General features: G+C 63.8%; 23 protein-coding genes and 1 tRNA gene. 16 read left to right on the forward strand and 8 right to left on the reverse strand.

The annotated features are described in order from the left end of the window. Window positions 1-1,375, reverse strand: a 1,375-nt coding sequence (locus Q1L50_RS04360; RefSeq protein ID WP_300336185.1) for a TIR domain-containing protein, incomplete at its 3' end; no start/stop codon positions are given. Window positions 1,376-2,100: 725 nt separating this feature from the next. On the opposite strand from Q1L50_RS04360, the gene Q1L50_RS04365 reads away from it, so the two are divergent. Continuing rightward, window positions 2,101-2,388 (forward strand): ferritin-like domain-containing protein, encoded by a 288-nt coding sequence (locus Q1L50_RS04365; protein WP_300336187.1) that lies wholly within the window; start codon window positions 2,101-2,103, stop codon window positions 2,386-2,388. A 772-nt stretch (window positions 2,389-3,160) separates the two neighbouring features. On the opposite strand, the gene Q1L50_RS04370 is transcribed toward Q1L50_RS04365, so the two are convergent. Continuing rightward, window positions 3,161-4,453: an MFS transporter gene (locus Q1L50_RS04370; protein WP_300336188.1), complete on the reverse strand. Its 1,293-nt coding sequence runs from the start codon at window positions 4,451-4,453 to the stop codon at window positions 3,161-3,163. Window positions 4,454-4,641: 188 nt separating this feature from the next. Here Q1L50_RS04370 and bamE point away from each other — a divergent pair, with 188 nt between their 5' ends. The 8 genes from bamE (at window position 4,642) to Q1L50_RS04410 (ending at window position 11,673) form a co-directional block, all read left to right on the forward strand. After that, the gene (gene bamE / locus Q1L50_RS04375) at window positions 4,642-5,130 is read left to right on the forward strand and encodes an outer membrane protein assembly factor BamE (protein WP_300336189.1); all 489 of its coding nucleotides are present in this window, start codon (window positions 4,642-4,644) and stop codon (window positions 5,128-5,130) included. Beyond that, on the forward strand, window positions 5,055-5,501 hold the full coding sequence (locus Q1L50_RS04380) for an S-adenosylmethionine decarboxylase (RefSeq protein ID WP_300336190.1): 447 nt from the start codon (window positions 5,055-5,057) through the stop codon (window positions 5,499-5,501). Before bamE ends, Q1L50_RS04380 begins: the two co-directional genes overlap by 76 nt. 57 nt (window positions 5,502-5,558) lie before the next feature. Beyond that, entirely contained in the window at window positions 5,559-6,923 is a 1,365-nt protein-coding gene (locus tag Q1L50_RS04385) for a TrpB-like pyridoxal phosphate-dependent enzyme (protein ID WP_300336192.1), read from the forward strand. Beyond that, window positions 6,920-7,651 carry an SPOR domain-containing protein gene (locus Q1L50_RS04390; RefSeq protein ID WP_300336193.1) on the forward strand — a complete coding sequence of 244 codons (732 nt, stop codon included), beginning with the start codon at window positions 6,920-6,922 and terminating at the stop codon, window positions 7,649-7,651. The genes Q1L50_RS04385 and Q1L50_RS04390 overlap by 4 nt, the downstream gene beginning before the upstream one ends. Beyond that, the gene (gene coaE, locus Q1L50_RS04395; protein WP_300336195.1) at window positions 7,648-8,271 is read left to right on the forward strand and encodes a dephospho-CoA kinase; all 624 of its coding nucleotides are present in this window, start codon (window positions 7,648-7,650) and stop codon (window positions 8,269-8,271) included. Before Q1L50_RS04390 ends, coaE begins: the two co-directional genes overlap by 4 nt. A 61-nt stretch (window positions 8,272-8,332) precedes the next feature. Then, on the forward strand, window positions 8,333-9,088 hold the full coding sequence (gene zapD, locus Q1L50_RS04400; protein ID WP_300336197.1) for a cell division protein ZapD: 756 nt from the start codon (window positions 8,333-8,335) through the stop codon (window positions 9,086-9,088). Window positions 9,089-9,175: 87 nt separating this feature from the next. Next, a complete protein-coding gene (locus tag Q1L50_RS04405; RefSeq protein ID WP_300336199.1) occupies window positions 9,176-10,384 on the forward strand; it encodes an MFS transporter in 1,209 nt (402 codons plus the stop codon). A gap of 380 nt (window positions 10,385-10,764) precedes the next feature. Next, a complete protein-coding gene (locus Q1L50_RS04410) occupies window positions 10,765-11,673 on the forward strand; it encodes a flagellar brake protein (RefSeq protein WP_300336200.1) in 909 nt (302 codons plus the stop codon). Window positions 11,674-11,805: 132 nt separating this feature from the next. On the opposite strand, the gene proB is transcribed toward Q1L50_RS04410, so the two are convergent. From proB to rplU, 4 genes are all read right to left on the reverse strand, one after another. Beyond that, complete coding sequence (gene proB, locus Q1L50_RS04415; protein ID WP_300336270.1) at window positions 11,806-12,927, reverse strand: glutamate 5-kinase; 1,122 nt, start codon at window positions 12,925-12,927, stop codon at window positions 11,806-11,808. A 2-nt stretch (window positions 12,928-12,929) separates the two neighbouring features. Continuing rightward, on the reverse strand, window positions 12,930-14,042 hold the full coding sequence (gene cgtA / locus Q1L50_RS04420) for an Obg family GTPase CgtA (RefSeq protein ID WP_300336201.1): 1,113 nt from the start codon (window positions 14,040-14,042) through the stop codon (window positions 12,930-12,932). Between the two features lie 105 nt (window positions 14,043-14,147). Next, the gene (gene rpmA, locus Q1L50_RS04425) at window positions 14,148-14,411 is read right to left on the reverse strand and encodes a 50S ribosomal protein L27 (RefSeq protein WP_300336203.1); all 264 of its coding nucleotides are present in this window, start codon (window positions 14,409-14,411) and stop codon (window positions 14,148-14,150) included. Between the two features lie 19 nt (window positions 14,412-14,430). Continuing rightward, window positions 14,431-14,766, reverse strand: a complete 336-nt coding sequence (gene rplU / locus Q1L50_RS04430) for a 50S ribosomal protein L21 (protein ID WP_300336205.1) — start codon at window positions 14,764-14,766, stop codon at window positions 14,431-14,433. Window positions 14,767-14,927: 161 nt separating this feature from the next. Here rplU and Q1L50_RS04435 point away from each other — a divergent pair, with 161 nt between their 5' ends. From Q1L50_RS04435 to ampD, 6 genes are all read left to right on the forward strand, one after another. Beyond that, window positions 14,928-15,896: a polyprenyl synthetase family protein gene (locus Q1L50_RS04435; protein ID WP_300336206.1), complete on the forward strand. Its 969-nt coding sequence runs from the start codon at window positions 14,928-14,930 to the stop codon at window positions 15,894-15,896. Window positions 15,897-15,914: 18 nt separating this feature from the next. Continuing rightward, window positions 15,915-15,991, forward strand: a tRNA-Pro gene (locus Q1L50_RS04440). Between the two features lie 198 nt (window positions 15,992-16,189). Then, a complete protein-coding gene (locus Q1L50_RS04445) occupies window positions 16,190-16,426 on the forward strand; it encodes a PP0621 family protein (protein WP_300336208.1) in 237 nt (78 codons plus the stop codon). Between the two features lie 6 nt (window positions 16,427-16,432). Beyond that, complete coding sequence (locus Q1L50_RS04450) at window positions 16,433-18,025, forward strand: PAS domain-containing sensor histidine kinase (RefSeq protein ID WP_300336210.1); 1,593 nt, start codon at window positions 16,433-16,435, stop codon at window positions 18,023-18,025. Continuing rightward, window positions 18,016-19,386, forward strand: a complete 1,371-nt coding sequence (locus Q1L50_RS04455) for a sigma-54 dependent transcriptional regulator (RefSeq protein WP_300336211.1) — start codon at window positions 18,016-18,018, stop codon at window positions 19,384-19,386. The genes Q1L50_RS04450 and Q1L50_RS04455 overlap by 10 nt, the downstream gene beginning before the upstream one ends. After that, a complete protein-coding gene (gene ampD, locus Q1L50_RS04460; protein ID WP_300336213.1) occupies window positions 19,386-19,964 on the forward strand; it encodes a 1,6-anhydro-N-acetylmuramyl-L-alanine amidase AmpD in 579 nt (192 codons plus the stop codon). The genes Q1L50_RS04455 and ampD overlap by 1 nt, the downstream gene beginning before the upstream one ends. A gap of 12 nt (window positions 19,965-19,976) precedes the next feature. Here the strand turns inward: ampD and Q1L50_RS04465 are convergent, their stop codons facing one another. Then, window positions 19,977-21,137: a pyridoxal phosphate-dependent aminotransferase gene (locus Q1L50_RS04465; RefSeq protein WP_300336215.1), complete on the reverse strand. Its 1,161-nt coding sequence runs from the start codon at window positions 21,135-21,137 to the stop codon at window positions 19,977-19,979. 109 nt (window positions 21,138-21,246) lie between these two features. Continuing rightward, window positions 21,247-23,091, reverse strand: a complete 1,845-nt coding sequence (locus tag Q1L50_RS04470; protein WP_300336216.1) for a phosphoenolpyruvate carboxykinase (GTP) — start codon at window positions 23,089-23,091, stop codon at window positions 21,247-21,249. Between the two features lie 358 nt (window positions 23,092-23,449). On the opposite strand from Q1L50_RS04470, the gene Q1L50_RS04475 reads away from it, so the two are divergent. After that, window positions 23,450-25,756 carry an NADP-dependent malic enzyme gene (locus Q1L50_RS04475; RefSeq protein ID WP_300336217.1) on the forward strand — a complete coding sequence of 769 codons (2,307 nt, stop codon included), beginning with the start codon at window positions 23,450-23,452 and terminating at the stop codon, window positions 25,754-25,756. The last annotated feature ends 92 nt before the right edge of the window (window positions 25,757-25,848 follow it).

Here is a 25,848-nt window from a genome sequence, read left to right on the forward strand (position 1 = left end):
CGATGGCGAGGCCCTGGCGATAGGCGGTGAGCGCCGCGGGTCCGTCACCCTGGGCGACCAGCACGTCGCCGATCTTGATGTGGCTGACCGAGAGATCGCGCTGCCACTCGGCGTTGGCCGGATCGCGCCGGGTCAGCGCTTCGGCGATGGCGAGGCCCTGGCGATAGGCGGCGAGCGTCGCGGGTCCGTCACCCTGGGCGGCCAGCACGTCGCCGATCCTCTCGTGGCTGACCGACAGGTCGCGCTGCCACTGGGTGTTGGCCGGATCGCTGGCGAGGCGGTCCTCGGCCAGGCGCCGCGTCGCGGTGAAAGCGTCGTTGGCGGCGGCCAGGTCTCGGGTCTTCAGGAAGACGTCGCCGAGTCCGCCCTGCGCGGCCATTTGGCCCCACGAATCGGCACGAACGGTTGCGGCGTAGAGCGACCTGGTCAGTGCCTGTTCGGCAGAGTCCAGATCGCCGACGACGATCAGCGCGTGGCCGAGCAGACGGGCGGTCTCGGGATCATCGGCTTCGGCGGCCAGCGCTTTGCGGTAGAAGCGCACGGCCTTGGCGACGTCGCGCAGCAACGCGAGGTTGGCGACGTTGCGCGCGGCTTCGGCCATGGTCTGCTGCGCTACTGCCGCCGCGTGCTGCTGCGCGTCGTAGGCGCGCTCGAAAGCGTCCTTGGCGGCCAGCGACCTGCCCTGAGCGAGCTCGGCAAAGGCCTCGGCGAGGCCTCGCCGCTCGCCCGCGGACGCCTCGGCCAGCTTGCGCCTGAGGTCGTCGATGGTGCGGCCGAGGGCGTCGATCTGGTCGGACTGGAGGTGGCGGGTCTCTTCGAGTTCGCGCACGCGCTGCTGCGCGGCGCCGACGTCGCGCAGCAGTTGTTCGAGGTCGGGACCGACCGGCAAGCTGGTGGCCTCGGCGATCTCGGCGATCAGGCGGCGGGTGTCGTCTTCCCAGCCGCCTTCGCTGACCACGCGTGCGTTCCAGGTCTCGAACAGCGGGCGCAGGGGCGCTGGCAGCTCGGCGACGCTCGGCAGTTCTGCGCCCTCGACCAGCGTCGGAACCAGCGCCAACTCCTCGTCGGCCAGCGCGCTGACGAGCTCGTGGCGCACCATGTCGGCTTCGTCGTGCAGGCGGCGGAGGTGGTCGGCGTTCGCCCAGCGCGGACCGATGACCGCCACGCAGGCGGCGCTGCGCGCCAGCGCGGCGTCTATTTTCGTCCGCCATTTGCCGACGCCGAGACTGTGCACGTCGCGAAAGACGTGCTCGCGGCCAAAGCCGATGCGCAACCAGTCGTACAGGCGGCCGCTGGCGCCGCGCGCGTCGTCGCGACGGTAGCTGACGAAGATCTGGTCGCGTGTCGGCAAAGAAGGATCAATCGTGGGCGGCATTGGCGGGGTCCGGCTTCGCGCAATTCGGCGGGCTGTTCAGGCTCGATCATATGCCAGCCGTGCGGCTGCGTGTCACGGAGTTCGCAGCGTCGCGGGTCCAGTGTGCAAGGCGGCATTTCCTCGACCGGTTCCTGGTCATTCGTCGCTGCGATGCGGTTGATTTCCCGGTAAGGCAGACGGTTGCCGGGACGTTGGAATAGAGCAGCGACGGTCGTTTCGGGGTACCGAGCGGGCGGACCGCGAGCTTGATGCAGGCGCTACCACGCAAGCCCCTCGCCTGTCGACGGCGACTGGCTCGATGCCGTCGGCGCATTCCGGCGAGAGCGTATCCGGGACTCCCGGAAAGGTGGCGGTATCACGCCGTTCATGGATGCACGCGATGCGGCCACCGTTCTCACCCGGCGTCAGGTCACTGAACAGCGTGCGATATTCGCGCGCATGCCAGGCATCACAGACAGCAGCGCCTCGACGCGCACGCACGACGGCGGCGATCACGCCAGCACTCGACCGTGATCGTGCCCGTCGTATCGTCCTCCCGAACAACCTTGCTCACTTGCCCGTCGTAGCCCAGAATCCCTACCGCGATGGCCGCACCCGTTTCGCTTGCCTCGCGGTGTCCTCGGAAAGCCCGGATGGCTACGCGATCTCGGGGTTTTCGGTCATCCCTGGTGACGCAAGCAAACGACGAAAGGCCGAATCTTTCCACCACAGAAGAGGAAACTTCCATGTCCAGTGTTGGCTACCACGAACCTGTTGAAGAACTATCCGATGAAACTCGCGACATGCATCGAGCGATCGTGTCGTTAATGGAGGAGCTTGAGGCCGTCGATTGGTACAACCAACGTGCAGATGCCTGCAAGGATCACGACCTGAAGGCAATCCTCGAGCACAATAGAGACGAGGAAAAGGAGCATGCCTCGATGGTGTTGGAGTGGATTCGGCGCAAAGATCAAGCGTTCTCGAAGGAACTGAAGGATTACCTCTTCACCGACCAGGCGATCACGCACAAGTAGCAGCAACCTGCGGCCACCGTTCAACGGGCGTTGCCTGCGGCAGGCCGGTCAATGCGCTTCGGAACTGGACAGCTGCTGTGGTGGTGGGAAGGCACGGCGTCGCGTCGTCATTTGAGAGGCTCCGCTGTCCTGCACGGCTTCGGTTGCTTAAGGCGGTGTGCTGATCGATGCAAGGCTGGTCGCTGAGACTGTCGCCGCAGAACGTGGAAACCGCCGCGATCCGTCCGCGTCGGCCTGCACGACGGAAGGTGTCAATGACTTTGAGACCCCAGGGCACATCCATCCGACGGCGCTGCGGCAGGCCGACTGATCGCGCCGGTCCTTGGCGGCTGGGTGCAAACCTGCTTTGCCTGACCCTCGGTGTTTGCTCTACTGGCGCTGCTGAGCGTCGCGCTGTGGCTGGCCTGCTGGAAGCTGCGCCCGGAAACCGTGCCCCGGCACCGGCGGCAATCGCCGCGCCCCAGCCATCTGTCGCAGACTTACCGGAAGGTGCTGAATTCGCACGCTTTGCTGCTGGTTTGTAGCGCGCTGGCGCTCAATTTCGTGGCCTTCTTCGTCGTTGTGTTGTCGGCGCCTGGCCGTCGCGCGTCCTGTCGGTGTTCGGCTTCACCTTCGGCATGTCGCTGGCGACGCCTGGCCTGACGCTCGCTGCACTTGACCTGTTTCCCGAACAGCGCGGACTGGCTGCCTCATGCCAGGCAGTCGTCCAGACCACCTGCAATGCCCTCGCTGCGCCACCGCGATCCACCACCGGTTGCACGCGGTCGCGGCGTCATGCCGTCTGCTGGCAATGGGTCTCTTTGGCAAAAGGGATCAGGCACAGCGAGACGACCAGGCAGGCGGCCATCAGGCTGAACGCGGTCTGATACGCGGTGGCATCGTAAATGCGCGCGCCGTTCGCGCTTGCGCCCAGCCAATTGCGGTCGAGCACCCAGCCGACAGCCGGTTGCAGCAGCATCCCGCCGAGCAGCGGCCCCATGTTGCAGATTCCCGAGGCGGTACCCATCAGGCGCACCGGGACCGATTCCTTGGCGAATGCGAAGCCGATGATCAGGTTGCCAGAAACCAGGCCGGTGAATAACAGGGTGACAATCAACAGCCACACGGGAATCGGCGCGAAGATGACCACCGCCCAGCCGGAGAGAGCCGCTGCGGTGGTCCACACATAGAGTGGCCGGCGGTGGCCCAGGCGTTGCGAGAGGGTGCCGAGAAGCGGCCCGCCGACCGCCCAGGCGATCAGCAGCAGCGAGGTGATCGCCGCCGCGGTCCTGGTTTCCAGTCCATGCACCTGACGCAGATAGGGTACCCCCCACAGCCCTGCGAAAGTGAGTACCGCGCCGGCTATCCCGATCGGGGTGATCAGCAGAATCCAGCTGTTGCGGTAGGAGAGCACCGCGGCGACGCCGCGCAGGATCGAAGCATGCTGTCCGCTATCGTGCGTCGTCTGGGTGTGGCTGTCATAACCCCAGTCAGCCGGGTCGTCGCGAACGCGCAGCCAGATCGCCACGGCCAGCAGCGCGGTGACTACCGCCGACACGCCCATCACCGGGCGCCAGCCCCAGGCCTCGATCAGCAGCCGCAGCGGGACACCGGCGATCACCCCGCCAACGACGCCGAAGACCAGCGCCAACCCCGAGGCGAGGGCAAACTGCTGCGGCGCGAACCAGTGGCTGGCGAGCTTGAGCATCGACACGAAAGCGACCGCCACCGAAGCGCCGACCAGCAATCGCCCGGCACTCGCCCACCACAGGTCCGGCGCGTACGCGAAAACGGCACTGCCGACCGCCGCCACGGCTGCGCCGGCGGTCAGCAGGCGGCGGGGTCCCCAGCGGTCGGCGATGATCCCGGTCGGGATCTGCATCGCCACATAGGAGTAGAAATAGAATGCCGAGAGATTGCCGAGTTCGGTCGCGCCAATCGCGAAGTCGTTCATCAGCCGGTCGGTCATCACCGCCGGGGCGACGCGCTGGTAGAAAGCGATCAGATAGAGCAGGGCACCCAGTCCCCATACGGTCCATGCTACCGCAGCCGGTGGATAGCGACGCTGGCCGGGGTTCAACACCATTCCCCGGTGAATCCGCGGTGGCCGCGTGCGGCGCGTTCCGGGCAATGCCGCTCCCGGTCGGTGGCTGGCCGCGCACGCCTGGCAATTCTCGGGGGATCGGTCGGTCTCACGGGACTCCTGATTGTGCCTTCGTCTATACTCGGGCTTGCTCGAACGATTCTAGTCGCAGTCAGTGGAGCGCGGTGGACATGTTCAGGAAAGTATTTGCCGGGATCTTCCTTTCGGGCGTGATTGTCTTGGCGTTGTCAGCCTGTGATGCCGACAAGCTGAGCAAGCTGAAGCCCGGCAGCACCAGCGCCGATGAAGTGCGCAAGCTGATGGGCCAGCCGAGTCTGGAGTGGGTGGACGCGGAAGGGACGCGCGTCTGGGAGTATCCGCGGATGCCCGAGGGGATCGTCAACTACATGGTCGTGATCGGCCCGGACGACGTGCTGCGCGAGGTCCGACAGGTCCTGACCGAAGAGAACTTCGCCAGGGTCAGGCCGGGCATGAGCACCGATGAAGTGCGCTATCTGCTCGGCCGACCGGCGCACGAACGCTACTTTTCGCTGCAGCGGGAAACCGTCTGGGACTGGAAGATCAAGGTCGAGCCAGGAATGACGTGGTACTTCAACGTCCATTTCAACCAGCACGGGGTGGTCAGCAAGACCAGCACCAACTTCGTGCCCAAGGGCTGAGTACGGCGGCCGGCGCGAAGGCGCAACCGGCGGCGCCCGTCGACCGCCCCGGATTGGCGATCTGCCGATTTCCTGAACGCAGGGGACTAGCTGCGCACGGCCTGCAGCTGATTGCCGAACTCCATGACTGTCGCTGCGACTCGCGGCTGCTCGCCGAATCGCATCTGGCGGTACACACCTGGCCGGAAGCGAAAACAGTGACCATCGACCTCTATGTCTGCAATTTCAGCCAGGACAACAGTGGTGTAGCGCGGGCCGCCTGGCAGCGATTGCTTGCCGAATTCGCGCCGTCGCGACTGGTTCAGCGAGACCTTGAACGCGGCGTGCCGGATCATGCCGGCGCGCCAGCTGGCATCTGCGGTAGTGATTAGGGGCGATATCCCGGGGTATACTCCCCTGTTCGATCAAGAAGAAATGTCGGAGGTTTCGTGGAATCGTTACGCATTACGCTCGAACAGTCCGAGATTCCGACCCACTGGTACAACGTTGTCGCCGACATGCCGACGCCGCCGCTGCCGCCGTTGGGCATCGACGGCAAGCCGGTGTCGCCGGAGCAGATGGGGGCAATTTTCCCGGCGGCGATCCTCGAACAGGAAATGTCGGCCGAGCGCTGGATCGCGATCCCTGCGCAGGTTCGCGAGATTTATCGGCTGTGGCGCCCTTCACCGCTGATTCGCGCCCGGCGGCTTGAAGAAGCTCTGGCGACGCCGGCGAGGATCTACTACAAGTACGAGGGCGTTTCGCCGGCCGGTTCGCACAAGCCGAACACCGCCGTCGCGCAGGCCTTCTACAACCAGCAGGCAGGGATCAAACGGATCACCACCGAGACCGGTGCCGGGCAATGGGGTTGTTCGATGGCCTTCGCCGGCCAGATGTTCGGCCTGGAGGTGCGCGTGTACATGGTCAACATCAGCTTCCAGCAGAAGCCTTTCCGCCGCTCGATGATGCAGACCTGGGGCGCTGAAGTGTTCGCCAGTCCGTCGATGATGACCCAGACCGGCCGCGACCTGCTGGCCGGCGATCCGGAAAACCAGGGCTCGCTCGGGATCGCGATTTCCGAGGCCGTCGAGGAAGCGGCGGCACGCGCCGACACCAGCTACGCGCTGGGTTCGGTCCTCAATCACGTCGCCCTGCACCAGACGATCATCGGTCAGGAAGCGAAGAAGCAGTTCGAGAAGGTCGGTGACTGGCCGGATGTCATTTTCGCGCCGTGTGGTGGCGGTTCGTCATTCGCCGGGGTGGCCTTTCCGTTCATCGCCGAGAACGCCGCCGGCGGGCGCAACGGCCGGCCGACGCGACTGGTGGCCGTCGAGCCGAGTTCTTGTCCGACGTTGACCAGGGGTGCCTACGCCTATGATTTCGGCGATGCCTCTGGCTTCACGCCGCTGATGAAGATGTACACGCTGGGTCACGATTTCATGCCGCCCGGAATCCATGCCGGCGGGCTCCGCTACCATGGCGATTCGCCGCTGGTCTCGCAGCTCTACCATGACGGCCTGATCGAGGCCGTTGCCGTCGCCCAGTTGGCCACCTTCGAAGCGGGCGTGATGTTTGCGCGGGCCGAGGGCGTCATCCCCGCGCCCGAGTCGAACCACGCCATCCGGGCGGCGATTGATGAGGCATTGCGCTGCAAGCAGAGCGGCGAAGCAAGCACCCTCCTGATCAATCTCACCGGGCACGGGCACTTCGACATGGCCGCCTACGACCGGTATTTCGCGGGTGAACTCGAAGACTTCGAGTATCCCGCGGCAGCCATCCGGGCTTCACTCGAACACCTGCCGAAAGTTGGATGATCGCCGCGATGCGGATCGCCGTCCTTTTTCTGCTCCTGGCTAATCTGCTGCTGTTCGCGTGGGCGCGCGCCTACCTGGGCGCGCCGGCCAGCGCCGACGCGCGACGCGTAGACGAGCAACTGCTGCCCGAGCAGGTGAAAGTCGTTTCTCGCGATCGGCCGTCGCGGGCAAACGGCAAGAAGGAGGAGTTGGAAAAGATGGTGGATAGGGTGGATAACAAGGTGGATAAAGTCGCCGACAAAGGCGCCTCCGAGAGCTGTCAGCTGTGGACTGAGCTCGCCAGTGCCGACGCCGATCAGCTGGAGCGCCTGCTGGCCGACCAGTTTGCGGCGTTCAGGGCAACGCGCGGCACAACCGGTGAGGCCAGTGGCTACTGGGTTTACATCCCGCCGCTGGCCAGCAGGGAAGAGGCCGGCAGGAAGACGGCCGAACTGCAGGAACTGGGGATCAAGGATTTTTTTGTCGTGCCGAACGGTGGCACCAACCCCCTGGCGATCTCCCTGGGTGTCTATCGCAACGAGGAAGCCGCCAAGGCGCGGCTTGAGGCCTTGCGCGCCAAGGGCGTGAGATCGGCGAAAGTCGCCGAGCGCAAGGGCAAGACGGCGCTCAGCACGCTCGAGATTCGTGGCCCTGAAGCGCAGACGGAAGCGCTCGGCAAGGCGATCGTCGCGCTGCTGCCAAAGGCCAGCCCGGCAACTTGCAAGACCAGGAGTGAGACGGCGCCATGACGTTCATCGTCGGCTTGACCGGTGGCATCGGCAGCGGCAAGAGCACCGTCGCCGAACTGTTTGCCCAGCGCGGTGCAGTGCTGGTGGACACCGACGCCATCGCGCATCAGCTCAGCGGTCCGCAGGGTGAGGCCATCGGAGCGATTACGGCAGCCTTCGGGAGTGCCGTGCTGCGCGCCGATGGGGGGCTGGACCGGGCGGCAATGCGCCGTCTTGTTTTCGCCGATCCGACCGCCAAGGCGACGCTCGAAGCGATCCTGCATCCCCTGATCCGGCAGCGCAGTGACGCTTGTTGCGCCGCTGCCGAGGCCGCGCCTTATGTCTTGTTGATCGTCCCCTTGCTGGTCGAGTCGGGCAGTTATCGCCGACGTGCGGATCGGGTGCTGGTCGTCGACTGCGATGAGTCCGTGCAGATTACGCGGGTGATGGCGCGCAGCGGTCTGACAGCGGATGCCGTCGCGGCGATCATCGCCACACAGGCCTCACGAGACGAGCGGCGCGCCGTGGCCGACGATCTGGTGTACAACGATGGCGAACCGGAGGCCCTGCAGCCGCAGGTCGAAGGCCTGCATCAACGCTATCTCGTTCTGGCCGGGGCCAAACTTAATGCCGGGCGTTGAGGTTTTGCTGCAAATGCTTCAGAATCATCGAAAATTCCCGTTTTTTGAGTTTGGCGGAAGTGTGATCACCTACGAATATCCCTTCAATGAACGCATACGCACCCTGTTGCGTCTGGAGGATCTATTCCAGAAGGTGAGTAGTTTCATGCAGCGAGATGGCTCGCAGGAGCATCATATCGTGCTCCTGACCTTGTTCGAGATCCTTGATGTGGCCGGGCGCGCCGACCTGAAAATGGATCTGATTCAGGAACTCGAACGCCAGCGCCAGAGTCTCCTCGCTTATCGCAACAATCCGGACATCTCCGAACAGGCACTTTCCGACGCCCTCAACGAGATCGAGCAGGCATCGGCGGCGTTGCTGGCCATGGCCGGCAAGATCGGCCAGCATCTCCGCGACAACGACTGGCTGATGAGTATCAAGAGCCGCGCCAGTATTCCGGGAGGCGTTTGCCAGTTCGACCTGCCGTCATACCACTACTGGCGGCATCAGGATGCCGGGGTCCGGCGCGAGGCGCTGCTCGGCTGGCTGCAGCCCATGCTGCCCTTGCGCGACGCGCTGGCCATCGTGCTACGTCTGCTGCGCGCCAGCGGTCGCCCGGAACATCATGTGGCAAGCAACGGTGCTTTCCAGCTGATGCTCGGCGGCAGCAGTTCGCAGATGGTGCGTATCTCGCTCAAGCTGGACGATCCCTACATCCCCGAAATCAGCGCCAACAAGTACGCGCTGAACATCCGCTTCACGCGTCCGGACAGCGACCATCGGCCGCGGCAATCGGACAACGACGTTCAGTTCGAGATGCTGTTCTGTAACCTCTAGACGCCGCCTGCCGGCATCGTGCCGCAGCCAGGCGACGCCAGCATCCTCGTTTCCTGGACGCTTGACCAACCGACCGTCAGCAGAACGATGTTTCGAACTCTCAGTCAGCCTGGCGTATGGGCGGTCACCCTGTCGGCAGCCGGAATTCTGATGGTGACCATGGGCGCCCGCCAGTCGCTCGGGCTCTTCCTGTCGCCGCTGAATACGACCACCGGGCTTGGCGTCGCGTCAATCAGCCTGGCGATGGCCGTCGGCCAATTCACCTGGGGAGCGATCCAGCCGCTGGCCGGCGCTGTCGCTGACCGCTACGGGCCGGGGCGCGTGCTGCTTGCGGGGCTGTTGTTGCTGGCCCTTGGCAGTGCGATCACACCCTTGATGAGCGGTACCGTCGGCCTGATCGTCTCGTTAGGTTTGTTCTCGGCGATCGGTTCCGGTGCGGGCAGCTTCTCGGTGCTGATCGGCGCTTCGAGCCAGCGGCTGCCACTCGACGCGCGCGCCGCTGCTTCCGGGGTGATCAACGCCGGCGGCTCCTTCGGCCAGTTCGTCTTCGCCCCGCTCCTGCAGGCGCTGATTCAGCTGCTGGGCTGGATGGGCGCCATGTGGTCGCTGGCGGTCATGACTCTGGCGGCGACGCCGCTGGTGCGAGTGCTGTCGAAGCCGGTCGAGCAGCCGCAGCCGCGCGCAGCCGGTGAAGCCGGTCTGTGGCGGAGCGTGCAGGATGCGATGGACGATCGCAGCTACCAGTTGCTCAACCTTGGTTTCTTCAGCTGCGGCTTCCACATCGCTTTTCTGGTCACCCACCTGCCGGGCGAGGTGGCGCTTTGTGGTCTGCCGTCGGCGGTGGCCAGCTGGTCGCTGGCGATCATCGGCCTGGCGAACATTTTCGGCAGCCTCTACGCGGGTTCCTGCGTCGCCCGCTATCGCAGCAAGTACGTCTTGTTCTGGATGTACGGCTCGCGCGCGCTGATGATCGCGCTCTACCTGATGGCGCCGAGAACCGATCTGACCTTCTACGTTTTTGCCGCCGGACTGGGCTTCACCTGGCTGGCAACCGTGCCGCCGACCGCTGCCATCGTCGGCAAGCTGTTCGGCGTACGCTATCTTGGGACACTCTTCGGCATGACGCTGCTCTCACACCAGATCGGCGGTTTCTTTGGTGCTTACCTGGGTGGCATAGCGCTCACCCGCTTTGGCGACTATGGCTGGATGTGGTACGCCGACATCGCGCTGGCAACGGCGGCGGCACTGCTGAATCTGCCGATCAAGGAAGCCGCGCTGCCCAGTGCGGCAAGCTGAAGGGCAATGCCGAGCAATGATCTCGGGTTCGGTAGCGCACAATGGCTGCTTGCGAAGCCATTGTCCTGCTGAGGGTAGACGCGCTTGACCTCGGCAAGCGGCAGTGGACAGTCAGCTGAATCGCATGCTGCCCGATTCGCCGTGCCCCCCCACAGGAGGCCGCTGCTGGACGCGCTCCTCTTACGTTCTCCGGGACCTGGCCAATCTTGCTGCCGGTGGATCGCAGAGCGCGGCGGAGAGAGGGCGACGAGTCTGCACGCGCCACGGTAAAGGCCTCGGACCGTCGGCCTCGCCCCTGGCAAGTGTCAATCGCTGTTCCAGAGTATCATTGAGGGGCTTCTTGCAGCGTTTCTCAACCAGACGACCGTTCGGGCCAGACGATGACACTAGAGTGCAGCTATATCGCGCTGCAAAAAGACGATATCCTCCTCGGGAAGCCTCTTCCCTGGGCGGTTTTCGACCGTAGCCGGAAGCTCCTTCTGGAACCGGGTTCGGTAGTGGCCGTGCAATCGCAGCTCGACGCCTTGCTGGACAAGGGGATCTGTCGGGAGCGGCCAGGGGCGGACGTCAAGCTCGATTCCCGGCGCGAGCGCAGGGAATCCGGCGTAGGGGCCAGCACCGAGGCGGCTGGCGAGCGGGCGCTGCCGCTCGACGAAATCAAGCTGGGCATCGGTGATCCCTTCCAGATACAGACCCAGACCGAACACGCGGAAGCGCGGTACTACGTCAAGCTGATTGGCTATCTCAAAGGCAAGGGCGTCCTGGTAACGCTTCCAGAAGTCGATGGTCGGCTCTGTCTGGTGCGCGAAGGGCAGGCGTTTGTCGTTCGCTTTTTCTCGGGAAAGAGCGCCTATGCGTTCACGGCCAGTGTTCTGCGATCATCCAGCATCCCCTTTCCGCACATGTATCTCAGCTATCCGTCGCAGGTGCGCGGTCTGGTCGTCCGCACTGGCGAGCGAGTCCCGGTACGCATCATCTGCGCGATTGCCATGCGTGACGATACCAAGACGGTCAGCGCCGCCGGGATGCTGACCAATCTCAGCGTCAGTGGCGCGTTGCTGTCAGCGAAGGCCCGCCTGGGCAACCCGGGGGACCTGTTGTCGATCAAGTTTCGCGTCGAGATCCGGGAGATCGAATTCCTTGCTGCCCTTGACGCCGCGATCCGCTCGGTGTCCCGGGACGACTCGGGCGAGTTCCTGCATGGCATACAGTTCGCGGGCTTGCCAGACGACGTCGCAATTGCGATGACCGCATTCGTCTATCAGAAGCTGGCCGAAACATCCCGCTGAGGCGCTGTCTTCGAAGCCTCGCCCGCCGCTGCCGTGCTGGCGGCCGGCGACGCGATGCCTCTGGCATCGGCGCGGACAAGCCGGCGAGCAGGGACGGCGTTCGCGCCGTAAGGGCGGGTGAGGTGCCGGCCTTTACTCGGTGAGAATCAGGTTGTCACGATGGATGATTTCGGGTTCATCGATGTAGCCGAGGATGCTTTCTATGTCCTGGCTGGCACGACGCGCTATGCGTCGCGAATCGCTGCTGCCGTAGTTGACCAGGCCGCGGGCGATCTCGTACCCCTCGTCGGCGATGCAGGCCACCGCCGCGCCGCGCTCGAACTCGCCCCGGACGGCAACGACGCCGATCGGCAGCAGGCTTCTTCCTTCGCGCAGGGCGTTGATTGCGCCGCCATCGAGAACCAGTTTGCCGTTCAACTGCAGGTGGTCGGCAAGCCATTGCTTGCGTGCCGTCAGCGCTTGCGTTTCGGAAACAAGCAGCGTGCCGAGCGCTTCTCCGCGCGCCAGGCGCAGGATGACATCCGGCTCGCGGCCACTGGCGATGACGGTGTGGGCGCCACTGCGTGCGGCGCGCTTGGCGGCGATCACCTTGGTGATCATGCCGCCCTTGCCGTACTGGCTGCCAGCGCCGCCGGCCAGGGCTTCCAGATCAGCGAGCCCGGCCCGCGCCTCGCTGATCAGGGTGGCGGCCGTGTCCTTGCGTGGATCGGCAGTGAACAAGCCTTGTTGATCGGTGAGGATAATCAGGCAGTCTGCTTCCACGAGATTGGCGACCAGTGCGGCGAGCGTATCATTGTCACCAAACTTGATTTCGTCGGTGACGACGGTGTCATTCTCATTGACGATCGGCACGACGCCCAGGCGTAGGAGGGTGTTCAGCGTCGACCGGGCATTGAGGTAGCGTTTGCGGTCGGCGAGATCGTCATGGGTCAGCAGGACTTGCGCGGTATGCAGCGAGTACCGGGCAAAAGCCCTTTCATAGACCTGCACCAGACCCATTTGGCCGACCGCCGCCGCCGCCTGCAGTTCGTGCACCGCGCGCGGGCGCTTTTGCCAGCCGAGCCGCTGCATGCCACAGGCAATGGCTCCGGACGACACCAGAATGAGCTGTTTCCCTGCCTGGCGCAACTCGGCGATTTGCCGTGCCCATTCGTCGATGGCGGCCAGATCCAGGCCTTCGCCGTTGTTGGTGATCAGCGCCGAACCGGCTTTGATGACCAGTCGCCGGGCTGCGGCGATGCGGCTCGTAGCCATCTTCACGGGCCCTGCTCGTCGTCGTCGGCGAAGAAGTCGTCCGACCAGCAGGCGGCGGCGGCCGCGCTGGTTGCGGCAGGGGACGCCTGCCTGGCGGGCAGTTCTTGCAGCGCCTCCTGCAGCTTTCGGGTCAGTTCCCGACAACCGTCACCGCTGATTGCGCTGATGCGGTAGCAGGGGATGGCTGTCGAGGTCGTCTGGCAGGCCTGCAGGAAGTCTGCAATGCGCTGTTCACGATCCTCTTCGGGAATCAGGTCGAGCTTGTTGAGAACCAGCCAGCGCGGCCTGGTGGCGAGCTCGGGATCGTATTTTCCAAGCTCGCGGACGACCGTCTCGACGTCTCGGACCGGGTCGGCCGCCGGGTCGAGAGGGGCCAAATCGACCAGGTGCAGCAGCAAACGCGTACGCGCAAGGTGCTTGAGGAAGCGGATTCCGAGGCCAGCGCCTTCGGCAGCGCCGTCGATCAGTCCGGGAATGTCGGCGATGACGAAGCTCTGGTCGTGGTCTACGCGCACCACGCCGAGGTGGGGATGCATGGTCGTGAAAGGGTAATCGGCGACCTTCGGGCGGGCGGCCGAGACCGCGCGCAGAAAGGTGCTCTTGCCCGCGTTCGGCAGGCCAAGCAGGCCGACATCGGCCAGCAGGCGCAGTTCGAGCCGTAGTTCACGCTGCTCGCCTTCGTCGCCGCGGGTGCATTGGCGCGGAGTACGATTGACGCTCGACTTGAAGTGGATGTTGCCCAGGCCGCCACGGCCACCTTTGGCCAGCAGTACCGTCTTGCCATCGACGTCGAGGTCGGCAAGGACTTCCTGGCTGTTGATGTCGGCGATCGTGGTGCCGATCGGTACGCGCAGCGTCAGATCCTTTCCGCGCTTGCCGTAGCAGTCACTCGAACCGCCGTTTTGGCCGCGCTGGGCACGATGGCGGCGGGCGTAGCGGTATTCGATCAAGGTGTTGACATTGCGATCGGCGACGACATAGACGCTGCCGCCGTTACCGCCGTCGCCGCCGTCCGGGCCACCTTCCGGCTCGTACTTGTCGCGCCGGAACGAGGCGATCCCGTTGCCGCCATCACCGGCGCCAACAAGAATTCTCGCCTCATCGATAAATTTCATGGCTGCGCCCGTCCCTTTAGCCTGTTTGAAAAGCAAAAAGCCCTACCGACAGCGATAGGGCTTGGTGCCGCACTGCCATGCTCTGGCAGCGGTATGCCAGCGCCTTCAGGCGGCGGCAGGAATGATGCTGACCGTGCGGCGGCGCAGCGCGCCCTTGATCGCAAACTGCACGTGCCCGTCCACCAGTGCAAACAGCGTGTGATCCTTGCCGAGGCCCATGTTTTCGCCGGGGTGAAAAGCGGTGCCACGCTGGCGGACGATGATGTTGCCGGCGCGGACCAACTGGCCGCCGTAGCGCTTGACGCCCAGGCGTTTTGCTTCGGAATCGCGGCCGTTGCGTACGCTGCCGCCTGCTTTTTTGTGTGCCATGAGTCAGATTCCTCTCAAGTCAGGCTGAAGGGTCCGGCGCGGCGCCGTCGGCAATGGCGTCAACCCGGATTTCGGTGTAATTCTGGCGATGCCCCTGATGCTTTTGCGAGTGCTTGCGCCGACGAAACTTGAAAATCCGGATTTTGTCGTGACGACCTTGCGAGAGCACAGTGACCTTGACCGAAGCGCCGGCGATGATCGGTGTGCCGACCTTCACCGTCTCGCCTTCGCCAACCATCAGAACCTGATCAAGGGTGAGTTCTGCGCCAACGTCTGCCGGTATCTGTTCTATCTTCAATTTTTCGCCGCTGACAACGCGATACTGCTTGCCACCGGTTTTTATGACCGCGTACATGTTGGACTCCAAAGAACTGAACAAAGTAAAACGAAGAACCGCGCATTATACGTGTTATTCCTGCTTCGTCAAACGTTTGCGATCGACCTGGTGCATCGCTCCCTTGACGCAACACCGGCCGACGCCTAAGATTCGAGGGTTTTGTGCGAAGGTGCCGTGTTGTGAGAATGGAGCAGTTGTACAGGCTGATCGGGTCGGACATGGCCGCCGTTGACGCGGTGATCCGTCAGCGCCTCCATTCCGAGGTGGCCCTGGTCCGCCAGGTGGCCGAGTACATCGTGCAGAGCGGGGGCAAGCGGCTGCGCCCGGCTCTGGTCCTGCTGTCGGCCGGCGCCATGGCTTACCGTGGGGCGCATCATCACGAACTCGCTGCGGTGGTCGAGTTCATCCACACGGCCACCCTGCTCCATGACGATGTCGTTGATGGTTCCGATCTGCGGCGCGGGCGCCAGACCGCCAACGCGATGTTCGGCAATTCGGCCAGTGTGCTGGTCGGAGACTTCCTCTATTCGCGTGCTTTCCAGATGATGGTGACGGTCAACGACATGCGCATCATGCGGGTGCTGTCGGATGCGACGAATGTCATTGCCGAGGGGGAGGTGCTGCAGTTGATGAACTGCCACGACGCGGGCATCGACGAGGATGGCTACCTGCAGGTCATTCGCTACAAGACGGCGAAGTTATTCGAGGCGGCGGCGCAACTTGGTGCAATCATCGGCGGCGGCGCTGCGGTCGTCGAGCAGGGGATGGCCACTTACGGCCTGCACCTGGGGACCGCATTTCAGCTGATCGATGACGTGCTCGATTACTCTGGCGCGGAGTTGGAGACCGGCAAGCATCTCGGTGACGACCTGGCGGAAGGCAAGCCGACGCTGCCGCTGATTTTCGTCCTCCGCAATGGCAATCCGGAGCAGGCGGCTTGCGTGCGGCGGGCCATACAGACCGGTGGGCGGGACGACTTTCCCGAGGTGCTGGCGGCAATTCGCGAGACCGGGGCGCTTGACTACGCTCGGCAGAAGGCCCAGGTTGAGGCGGAACTCGCGGAGGCAGCGCTTGATGTCGTGCCTGCTTCTCAATACAAGGATTCCTTGCTAGAATTATGCCTCTTCGCTGTCGCTAGGAACAGTTAGCGCAGTTGTCGCCTCGGTCGGGGCGTAGCTCAGCCTGGTAGAGTACTGCGTTCGGGACGCAGGAGTCGGAGGTTCGAATCCTCTCGCCCCGACCAATCCACTTCACTTCGATCCGCACATCGCGCCTGATCGCGATGCCCGCGTTCGCCTTTGCGCTACCCGGGCGCATGACAAGGGCGGACGCTCCCCGTAGCTCGCTCGGCACTTGTCGTTCATTCCCGAGGGGTGGTTCTGTTACTGCGGCTGCATCTGGCATCTGCTATGCTTGAGCGCTCTGCGGAACCTCTCTCGCGATGAGCAAATACCTCCTACTGATCGGACTGGCGTGCGTTTTCTGGTGGCTCTGGCGCAAGTCGCGTGCCTCGTCGCGCGGCGAGGCTGGAACCCGGACCGTCCAGCGCGAAGCTGAACGGATGGTGCAGTGCGCGCGCTGTGGGGTGAATCAGCCAGTCAGCGAGAGCATTCTGGCCGACGGGCGCTACTACTGCTGCGCGGCTCATTTGCACGACGCACCATCCGATGACGCCTGAGGCACTATGCTGACCACCGCGGAGTCCGGTGAGGAACCGTTCTCCGAGATGCACTGGAAGTCGCTGCGCTACTTCAACCTCTATCGCTTTGCGGTTGCCGCGCTGCTCTTTTCGTCGGCGCTGCTTTATCCCTCCGTTTTTCCGATTGCCGGCCCGGACCAGAGTCAGCGGCATCTGGCGCTGGCCAGCCTGTATCTGGTCGCTACCGCAGTGGCGGTGGTCCTGGCGTATCGCCATGGGCAGCACGCGACCGTGCAATTGACCGCCAGCGTGCTGCTCGACGTACTGGTCATGACCGTTTTGATTCATGTCGGTGGCGGCCTGGGCAGCGGTCTCGGGTCGATGCTGCTGGTGACGCTGGCCGGAGCCGGTCTGGTAGGACAGGGGCGTCTGGTGTTGTTCTATGCCGCGATGGCCACCCTGGCGGTGCTCTTCGAACACTCCTACCGTGTGATGCAGAACGACTTCGATGCGGCTGGCTTTTTTCACGCCGGCGTGTTCAGCGCGGGTTTTTTTGCGGTAGCCATTTCCGCCCGTTTGCTGGCGCGGCGGGTGATCGCCAACGAGGCGCTGGCGCACCAGCGTGGCGTTGATCTGAATAACCAGACGGTGATCAGCCAGCGCGTCATCGAAGAGATGCAGGACGGCGTGGTGGTCCTTCGCCGCGACGGCAGGGTCCGGCAGAGCAACCCGCGCGCCCGGCAACTGTTGGGGCTGGACGGTGGCAGTGAGTCCCTGCTGAGCGCGTATTCGTCCGACCTGGCGCTGGATTTCGTCGATTGGTGTCGGAATGGCAGCGAAGATGCGGTGCTGGTGCGCGTGCCGGCAAGCGGTTTGCGGCTGCGGGCGCGGTTTGCGGCGACCGAGAGTTCGGAACGTGACGTGCTGGTTTTCCTCGAGGACATGGGCCGACTGCAGGAGCAGGCGCAGCAGATGAAGTTGGCTGCACTGGGGCGCCTGACGGCCAATATTGCGCACGAGATACGCAATCCGCTCTCGGCGATCAGTCATGCCGGCGAACTGCTGCGTGAAGAGCGGCGTGGCGAGGCCTATGAGCGCTTGTTGCGCATTATGCTCGACAATACCCAGCGTCTCGAGCGGATCGTCAGCGATGTGCTCGAACTCGGGCGCCGTGATCGCCTCTATCGGGAACTGATCGATCTGCGGGCGACCTTGCCGCCGCTGATCGAGGAATACCTGGCCAAGGAGGGCTTGCCTGCCGATGTGGTTCGCCTCGACTTGTCGGCTGGGGCGACCCTGTGCTTCGATCGTTCCCATTTTCATCAGGTGTTGGGGAATCTGCTGGGCAACGCGCTGCGGCATTCGCAGCGCGTCGCCGGCAGCGTTCGCCTGCTGGCCTGCGCCGGCAAAGTTGCTGGGCAGGTCGAGTTGCACGTGATCGACGACGGTGAGGGTGTCGGCGAGGAATTCCGGGAACATATATTCGAGCCCTTCTTCACCACGCATCATCGGGGTACCGGCCTGGGTCTGTACATTGCGCGCGAGTTGTGTGACGCCAATGACGCGCAACTCGAACTGCAGGGCTCTGGCCCGGGTGCTGATTTCTGTCTATTGGGGAGGGCTTCAGGGTGTCAGTAGTCAAGGCGGAGCGTCGCCCGCGCGGCGAGTTGGCAAGGGTGCTGGTGGTCGACGACGAAGCGGATATCCGTGAACTTCTCGATCTGACCGTGGCCCGCATGGGCTTGTCGGCGGACTGCGCGGCGAGTATTGCCGAGGCCCGGCGACTGCTCGAGCGGCAACACTACCAATTGTGCATTACCGACATGCGTCTGCCTGACGGCGAGGGTCTGGAGATCGTCAGGCTGATCGGTGAGCGCTACGGGCAGACGCCGGTAGCGGTGATCACGGCCTTCGGAAGCGCCCAGAACGCGGTAGCCGCGCTGAAAGCCGGTGCGTTTGACTATCTGGCCAAGCCGGTCGCCCTCGAGCAGTTGCGCAGCTTGATCAAATCGGCGCTCAGCTTGCCGCGGCATGGCGGCGTTGCCGACGACGAGCGGTCGCTGGTCGCTGGCGGGCAATTGATTGGCGAGTCGGCAGCGATCGAGCACGTTCGTCAATTGATCGAAAAACTGGCCCGGAGTCAGGCGCCGGTCTACATCTCCGGTGAGTCGGGAACGGGAAAGGAACTCGCCGCGCGTTTGATCCACGACCAGAGCTCTCGGCGCGCAGCGCCCTTCGTGCCGGTGAACTGTGGCGCGATCCCAGAGAACTTGATGGAGAGCGAGTTCTTTGGCTATCGCAAGGGTGCCTTTACCGGTGCCGACAGCGATCGAGATGGCTTCTTTCAGGCGGCGAAAGGCGGGACGCTGTTTCTCGACGAAGTAGCTGACTTGCCGCTGGCGATGCAGGTCAAATTGCTGCGCGCGATTCAGGAGAAGAAGGTTCGCAAGGTCGGCAGCACTGCCGAAGAAATGGTGGACGTGCGTATCCTTTCGGCGACTCACCGTTCGCTCAAGGGATGCGTCGATGACGGGCTCTTTCGCCAGGATCTCTTCTATCGCCTCAACGTCATCGAACTGCGGATGCCGCCGCTGCGCGAGCGTCACGAGGATGTGGCGCCGCTGGTGGAGGCGCTGCTGCACCGCATTTGCGGCGCCACGGCGCCGCGGATCGAGCAGCCAGCCCTGCGTGCGCTGGCCGGGTATAGCTTTCCGGGTAACGTACGGGAACTCGAGAACATTCTCGAGCGGGCGACGGCGCTGTGCACCAACGGTGCGGTAGCCACCGACGACCTGCAACTGGCGCCGGTCGCGGCGGTTGGCGGCAGTGTCGGCAGGGCTGGCGAAACGCTTGACGAATATCTGAACCGCCTCGAAAAGCAGGCCATCCTCGAGGCTTTGACGAAGACGGCCTTCAACCGCACCGCAGCGGCAAGATTGCTCGGTGTGAGTTTCCGTTCGCTGCGCTATCGCATCGAGCGGCTCGGCATCGAGGAGTGATGCCCCGGTATCGGGCGCTGGCCCTGCGGAGGGATGCCGACGGCTGGCTGGATGGCGCGCGCCGGGTCGCGTCGCCAAACTGCGATCAGCGTCCGGACGGCGAACAGCTCACGCTGATCGTTGTGCATGCAATCAGCCTGCCGCCAGGACAGTTTAGTGGCGACGCGATCGAACGGCTGTTCACCAATCGACTGGATGTCTCCGCCCACCCCTATTTTGCGCAGATCGGTGCGCTGCAGGTGTCGGCCCACTTCCTGCTTCGCCGCGATGGCGAGTTGCTGCAATTCGTTTCGTGTCGGCAGCGAGCCTGGCATGCCGGCGTGTCGTCCTGGAGCGGGCGCCCGCGTTGCAACGACTTTTCGCTGGGAATCGAACTCGAGGGCTGCGACGAGTTGCCCTTCGCGGATGCGCAGTACGACCGTCTGCTGGAACTGATCCAGGTGCTGTGTGCGCAGTACCCGATCGAAGCGGTGGTCGGGCACAGTGACGTTTCGCCTGGTCGAAAGACCGACCCCGGTCCCTGCTTTGATTGGCGGCGCCTGGCCGCGCTTGGCGATTTGCCCGGCTTGCGCCGCTGAGCGCCTGGGCGCTCAGCCAATAAATCGGCGGATCCTGTCCACTGCCTCGGTCAGGCGTTCGACGCCGGCGGTGTACGCAAATCGCAAGTGCTCTTCCGGCGCGTTGCTCCCGAAGTCGAGTCCGGGCGTAATCGCCACGCCGGCCGATTCGAGCAGTTCGCGTGCAAAGCGGTCGCTGTTGTCGGTCAGTTCAGCGCAATTGGCGTAGATGTAGAAGGCACCCTCCGGCTTTGGCGCCAGGCGGAAGCCGAGGTCTGCAAGCGCCGGCGCAAGAAAATCGCGACGTCGCCGGAATTCGTTTCGTCTTGCTTCCAGGATGCTGATCGTGGCCGGCTCGAAGGCGGCCAGCGCCGCGTGCTGGGCTGGCGTCGATGGTGAGATGAAGAGATTCGGTGCGAGCTTTTCGATGTCGCGGCCGAAGCGCTCGGGAACGACCAGCCAACCCAGGCGCCAGCCGGTCATGTTGAAGTATTTGGAAAAGCTCTGGACGACAAAGATGTCGTCACCGAATTGCAGTGCCGTTGGTACCTCGCGTTCGTAGGTGAGGCCATGATAGATCTCGTCGACGATCAATTGCCCACCCTGCTGGCGGACGAACTCCGCCATCGCCGCCAGCGAAGCATCGTCGAGGAGGGTGCCGGTGGGGTTGGCGGGTGAAGCCAGGAGAGCACCGGCGGTGCGCTCGTTCCAGTAGCATTCGAGGTCGGCGAGCGTTGGCTGGAAGTTGTTTTCGGCGTGCACCGGAACGGCGACCGGTACCCCTTCGAAGCTGCGCACGAAGTTGCGGTTGCAGGGGTAACCCGGGTCGGTCAGCAGCCATTCGCTAGCCGGTTCTGAGAGGCAGGCCATGGCCAGCAGCAGCGCTCCCGATGCCCCGGCAGTGACGACGATCCGCGAGGCAGGGACGCTGATCCCGTAGCGTGTGGCATAGAACGCGGCAATCGCGCGGCGCAGTTCGGGCAGTCCGAGCGCCGCCGTGTAGTACACGCGGCCGGTGGCGAGCTGTGCCTGTGCCGCTGCGATAATTGGTTCGGGCGTCGGGAAGTCGGGTTCCCCGACTTCCATGTGAATGATGTCGCGCCCTTCGGCTTCCAGCGTCTTGGCGCGCGCCATCAGCTCCATGACATGGAAGGGGGCGATGTCGGCAAGGCGGCTGGCGGGGAAGGTCGGCATGATTCGGCGATGGCAGTTTGAGAAAAGCAGGCAGTCTACCCGCAAGGCGGGTCGAGGCGCAAAAAAGCCGCCCGCAGGCGGCTTTTCGGCGACCGAAACCGCGTCGTGATCAGGCGGCCTGGAAGCCCTTCTCGAGTTCGTTGCGGATCTCGGCGAGCTTGGGAGGCAACTTGTCGCCCATCTTGGTGAACCACTCCTTGACGCCGTCGAGTTCGCTCTTCCACGCCTGCTGGTCGAGGCTGGTCACGCCGGCAAATTCTTCCTTGGAGAAGTCGACGCCGGTCCAGTCGATGTCCTCGTAATTGGGCATCCAGCCAAGCGTCGTCTTCCTTGCGGAAACCTTGCCTTCGCAACGGTCGATGATCCACTTGAGGATCCGCGCATTGTCACCGAAGCCAGGCCAGGCGAAGCCGCCTTGTTCGTTGGTCCGGAACCAGTTGACCATGAAGATCGGCACCGGCGTATCGGCGGCGTTGCCCATCTTCAACCAGTGGCTGTAGTAGTCGGCCATGTTGTAGCCGCAGAACGGCAGCATCGCGAACGGATCGCGACGAACGACGCCCTGCTGGCCGAAGGCGGCGGCAGTCGTCTCCGAGCCAAGGGTGGCGGCGGCATAGACGCCGTGATCCCAGTCAACGGTCTGACAGACCAGCGGTACGGTCGAGGCGCGACGGCCGCCGAACAGGAAGGCCGAGATCGGCACCCCTTCGGTGCTCTGCCACTGGTCGTCGATGCACGGGCACTGTGACGCCGGTGCGGTAAAGCGGGAGTTCGGATGAGCGGCCTTGGTGCCCTTTTCCTTGGCGATCGCCGGGGTCCAGTCGTTGCCCTGCCAATCGATTGCGTGCGCCGGTGCCGGCCCCATGCCTTCCCACCACACGTCGCCATCGTCGGTGAGTGCGACGTTGGTGAAGATGGTGTTCTCGGCCAGTGAAGCCATGGCGTTGAAGTTGGTCTGCTCGTTGGTACCCGGCGCGACGCCGAAGAAGCCGGCTTCGGGGTTGATCGCGTACAGCCGGGTGACGCCGTTCTTGTCCTTGCGCGGCTTGATCCAGGCGATGTCGTCGCCGATGGTGGTGACCTTCCAGCCGTTCAGGCTGGCTGGCGGAACCAGCATCGCGAAGTTGGTCTTGCCACAGGCCGACGGGAACGCCGCCGCAACGTAGTGTTTCTTGCCTTCGGGCGACTCGACGCCGAGGATCAGCATGTGTTCTGCCATCCAGCCGTCGTCGCGTGCCATGTTCGAAGCGATGCGCAGCGCCAGGCACTTCTTGCCGAGCAGCGCGTTGCCACCGTAGCCCGAACCGTAGGACCAGATTTCGCGCGTTTCCGGATAGTGGACGATGTACTTGGTGGTCGGGTTGCACGGCCAGCGCGGGTCCTTCTGGCCTGGTTCCTTGGGTGCGCCGATTGAGTGCACGCAGGGAACGAAGGCGCCGTCGGTACCGAGGACCGGGAAGACGTCCTTGCCCATGCGGGTCATGATCCGCATGTTGACTACCACGTAGGCACTGTCGCTGATCTCGACGCCGATCTGGGCGATCGGTGACCCAATGGGTCCCATCGAGAAGGGGATCACGTACATCGTGCGGCCCTTCATGCAGCCCTTGAAGACGCCCTTCAGCGTCTCGCGCATCTTGGCCGGTTCTTCCCAGTTGTTGGTCGGGCCGGCGTCTTCCTTCTTCTCGGAACAGATGTAAGTACGGTCTTCGACGCGGGCGACGTCCGAAGGGTCCGAAAAGGCCAGAAAGGAGTTCTTGCGCTTCTCGGGATTGAGCTTGACGAAGGTGCCGGCGGCGACCAACTCGGCGCAGAGCCGGTCGTATTCTTCTTGCGAGCCATCGGCCCAGACCACCTGGGCAGGCTCGGTGAGGGCCGCGATATCGGCAACCCATTGTTTCAGGCGTTCGTGTTTGACGTAGTCCGGGGCATTGATGGAAAAAGTCTGGTTCATGGTAATCACTCTCGAAGGAAGGTGGAGGAGCGGAGCTTGCCGTGGCGTGGCGCGCGCAGAGGCTGGCCAACGGAGCAGGGACCCGAAGGGTCCGTCCAGCCCAGTCGGGGGCGACGCGTCGGTCGCGGCTGGCGAAGAAACCGAGTGCAGCAAGGGGGGATTGACATGCCGGATGCTGGTGCTACAAGGTTGTCAGGGTTTGTGTAATTATGCCACAGGTCCGACCGGAACTGACGATCGATAGACAAGCCGCGTTCTGCCGAGAGGGTCGAGCGGGACACTCGGGAGTCAGAGATCTAGTGACCGTTGGGGAGCCACAAGCAGCCGCTTTGGCTTGATATGCCGCCAGGAGAGAGTCATGAACAAAGACAAAGACAAAGACCAGCTGCGGATTGCCGCCTTGGCCTACCACCGCAATCCACGACCGGGCAAGATCGCGATCCAGCCGACCACCCAACTGACCAATCAGTACGACCTGTCGATGGCCTACTCGCCAGGAGTGGCGGCGGCCTGCGAAGAGATCGTCGCTGTCCCCGCTGAAGTCAGCACGCTTACTTCACGCGCCAATCTGGTCGGCGTGATTACCAATGGCACGGCGGTGCTGGGTCTCGGGGCGATCGGTCCGCTGGCGGCCAAGCCGGTGATGGAAGGCAAGGCTGTGCTGTTCAAGAAATTTGCCAACATCGATGTCTTCGATCTGGAGATCGAAGAGCTTGATCCGGATCGCCTGGTCGAGATCATCGCCTCGCTGGAGCCAACATTTGGCGGCATCAACCTCGAGGACATCAAGGCGCCGGAGTGCTTCTATGTTGAGCGGAAGCTCCGTGAGCGGATGAAGATCCCGGTCTTCCACGACGATCAGCACGGTACGGCGATCGTTGTCGGTGCGGCGATCCTCAACGGCCTGTACCTCCAGGGCAAGGACCTCGACAAGGTAAAGCTGGTGACCTCGGGCGCTGGCGCCGCTGCGCTGGCGTGCCTGGATCTGCTGGTGATGCTGGGTATCCCGGTCGAGAATATCTGGGTGACCGACATCAAGGGGCTGGTCTATGAGGGCCGTGTCGAGGACATGGACGAGATCAAGGGGCGTTACGCCAAGCAGACCGACGCGCGAACTCTCGACGACGTGATCGGTGGCGCCGACGTCTTCCTCGGGCTGTCGGCCGGCGGCGTGCTCAAGCGGGAAATGGTGGCGAAGATGGCGCCGTCACCGCTGGTCATGGCGCTGGCGAACCCTAACCCGGAGATCACACCCGAAGACGTCAAGGCGGTGCGTAGTGATGCAATCATCGCTACCGGGCGCTCCGACTACCCCAACCAGGTCAACAATGTGCTGTGTTTCCCGTTCATCTTTCGCGGTGCGCTCGACGTCGGAGCGACGACCATTACGGAAGCAATGAAGCTCGCCGCGGTCAAGGCGATCGCCGAACTGGCGCGCGTCGAGCAATCCGAGGTGGCGCTAAAGGCGTACGGCGAGAAAGTCTCCAATTTTGGCCCCGAATACCTGATTCCGAATCCTTTCGATCCGCGCCTGATCAGCAAGATCGCGCCGGCGGTGGCGGCGGCAGCCATGGAATCGGGTGTGGCGACCAGGCCGATCAAGAATATGGACGCCTACGAGGACAGCCTGGACGAGTTCGTCTATCACTTTGGCCTGATCATGAAGCCGGTGTTCTCGCAGGCCAAGCAGGCGCCCCGGCGGATCGTCTTTGCGGAAGGGGGCGATGAGCGCGTGCTGCGCGCGGTCCAGGTGATCGTCGACGAGGGTATCGCGAAACCGATTCTGATCGGCCACCCGGGCGACATCGCCCGCAAACTGGAGGCGGCGAACCTGCGGGTCCGTCCGGGTGTTGACTTCGACATCGTTTGCGCCGGCCACAATGATTTCTTTGAGCACCATTTCGAGCCTTACTGGAAAGAGTATCGGCGGACGATGGAGCGCAAGGGCGTTTCGGCCGATTTTGCCAAGCGCGAGGTGCGGCGTCATCCCTCCCTGTTCGGCGCGCTGATGGTGCGCATGGGCGACGCAGACGGGCTGATCTGTGGCACTTTCGGTCGCCACCACGTGCACCGCGAGTATGTCGAGAACGTCATCGGCCTGGCGCCGGGCGTCCGGGGGCTCTATGCGATGAGTGTGCTGCTGCTGCCGGATCGCACGCTGTTCATCGCCGACACCTACATCAACTACGAGCCGACGGCGGAACAGCTGGTTGACATGACTCTGCTGGCTGCCGACGCAGTGCGTCGCTTCGGCGTGACGCCGCGTGTCGCCCTGCTTTCGCATTCGTCGTTCGGCTCCGAGAACACGCCAACGGCGCTGAAAATGCGCGAAGCGTTGCGCTTGCTGAAGGAGCGTGCGCCGCGCCTCGAGGTCGAGGGCGAGATGCACGGTGACGCGGCGATCGACGATCAGATCCGGCAGCGTGTTTTTCCGAGTGATGCGCGGCTGAAGGGGCAGGCCAATCTGCTGATCATGCCGACCCTCGACGCGGCGAACATTTCGTTCAACCTGCTCAAGATCGCTGCCGGTGACAACCTCACGATTGGCCCGATCCTGCTGGGATCCGCGCAGCCGGCGCACATCCTGACGGCGACCGCGACCGTTCGACGGCTGGTCAACATGACCGCCCTGGCGGTGGTCGACAAACTGATGAACGAACGCTGAACGCGCTGGGCGGCCCATCGGTGGCGCTTGGGCGTGTTCCTCCAACGCGTGTCGAGAACCCCACCTCTCAAAACCAGGTAGTGATGAGGGCC

The sequence above is a fragment of the Accumulibacter sp. genome (assembly GCF_029255145.1).
In the GTDB taxonomy this organism is placed as follows: Bacteria; Pseudomonadota; Gammaproteobacteria; order Burkholderiales; family Rhodocyclaceae; genus Accumulibacter.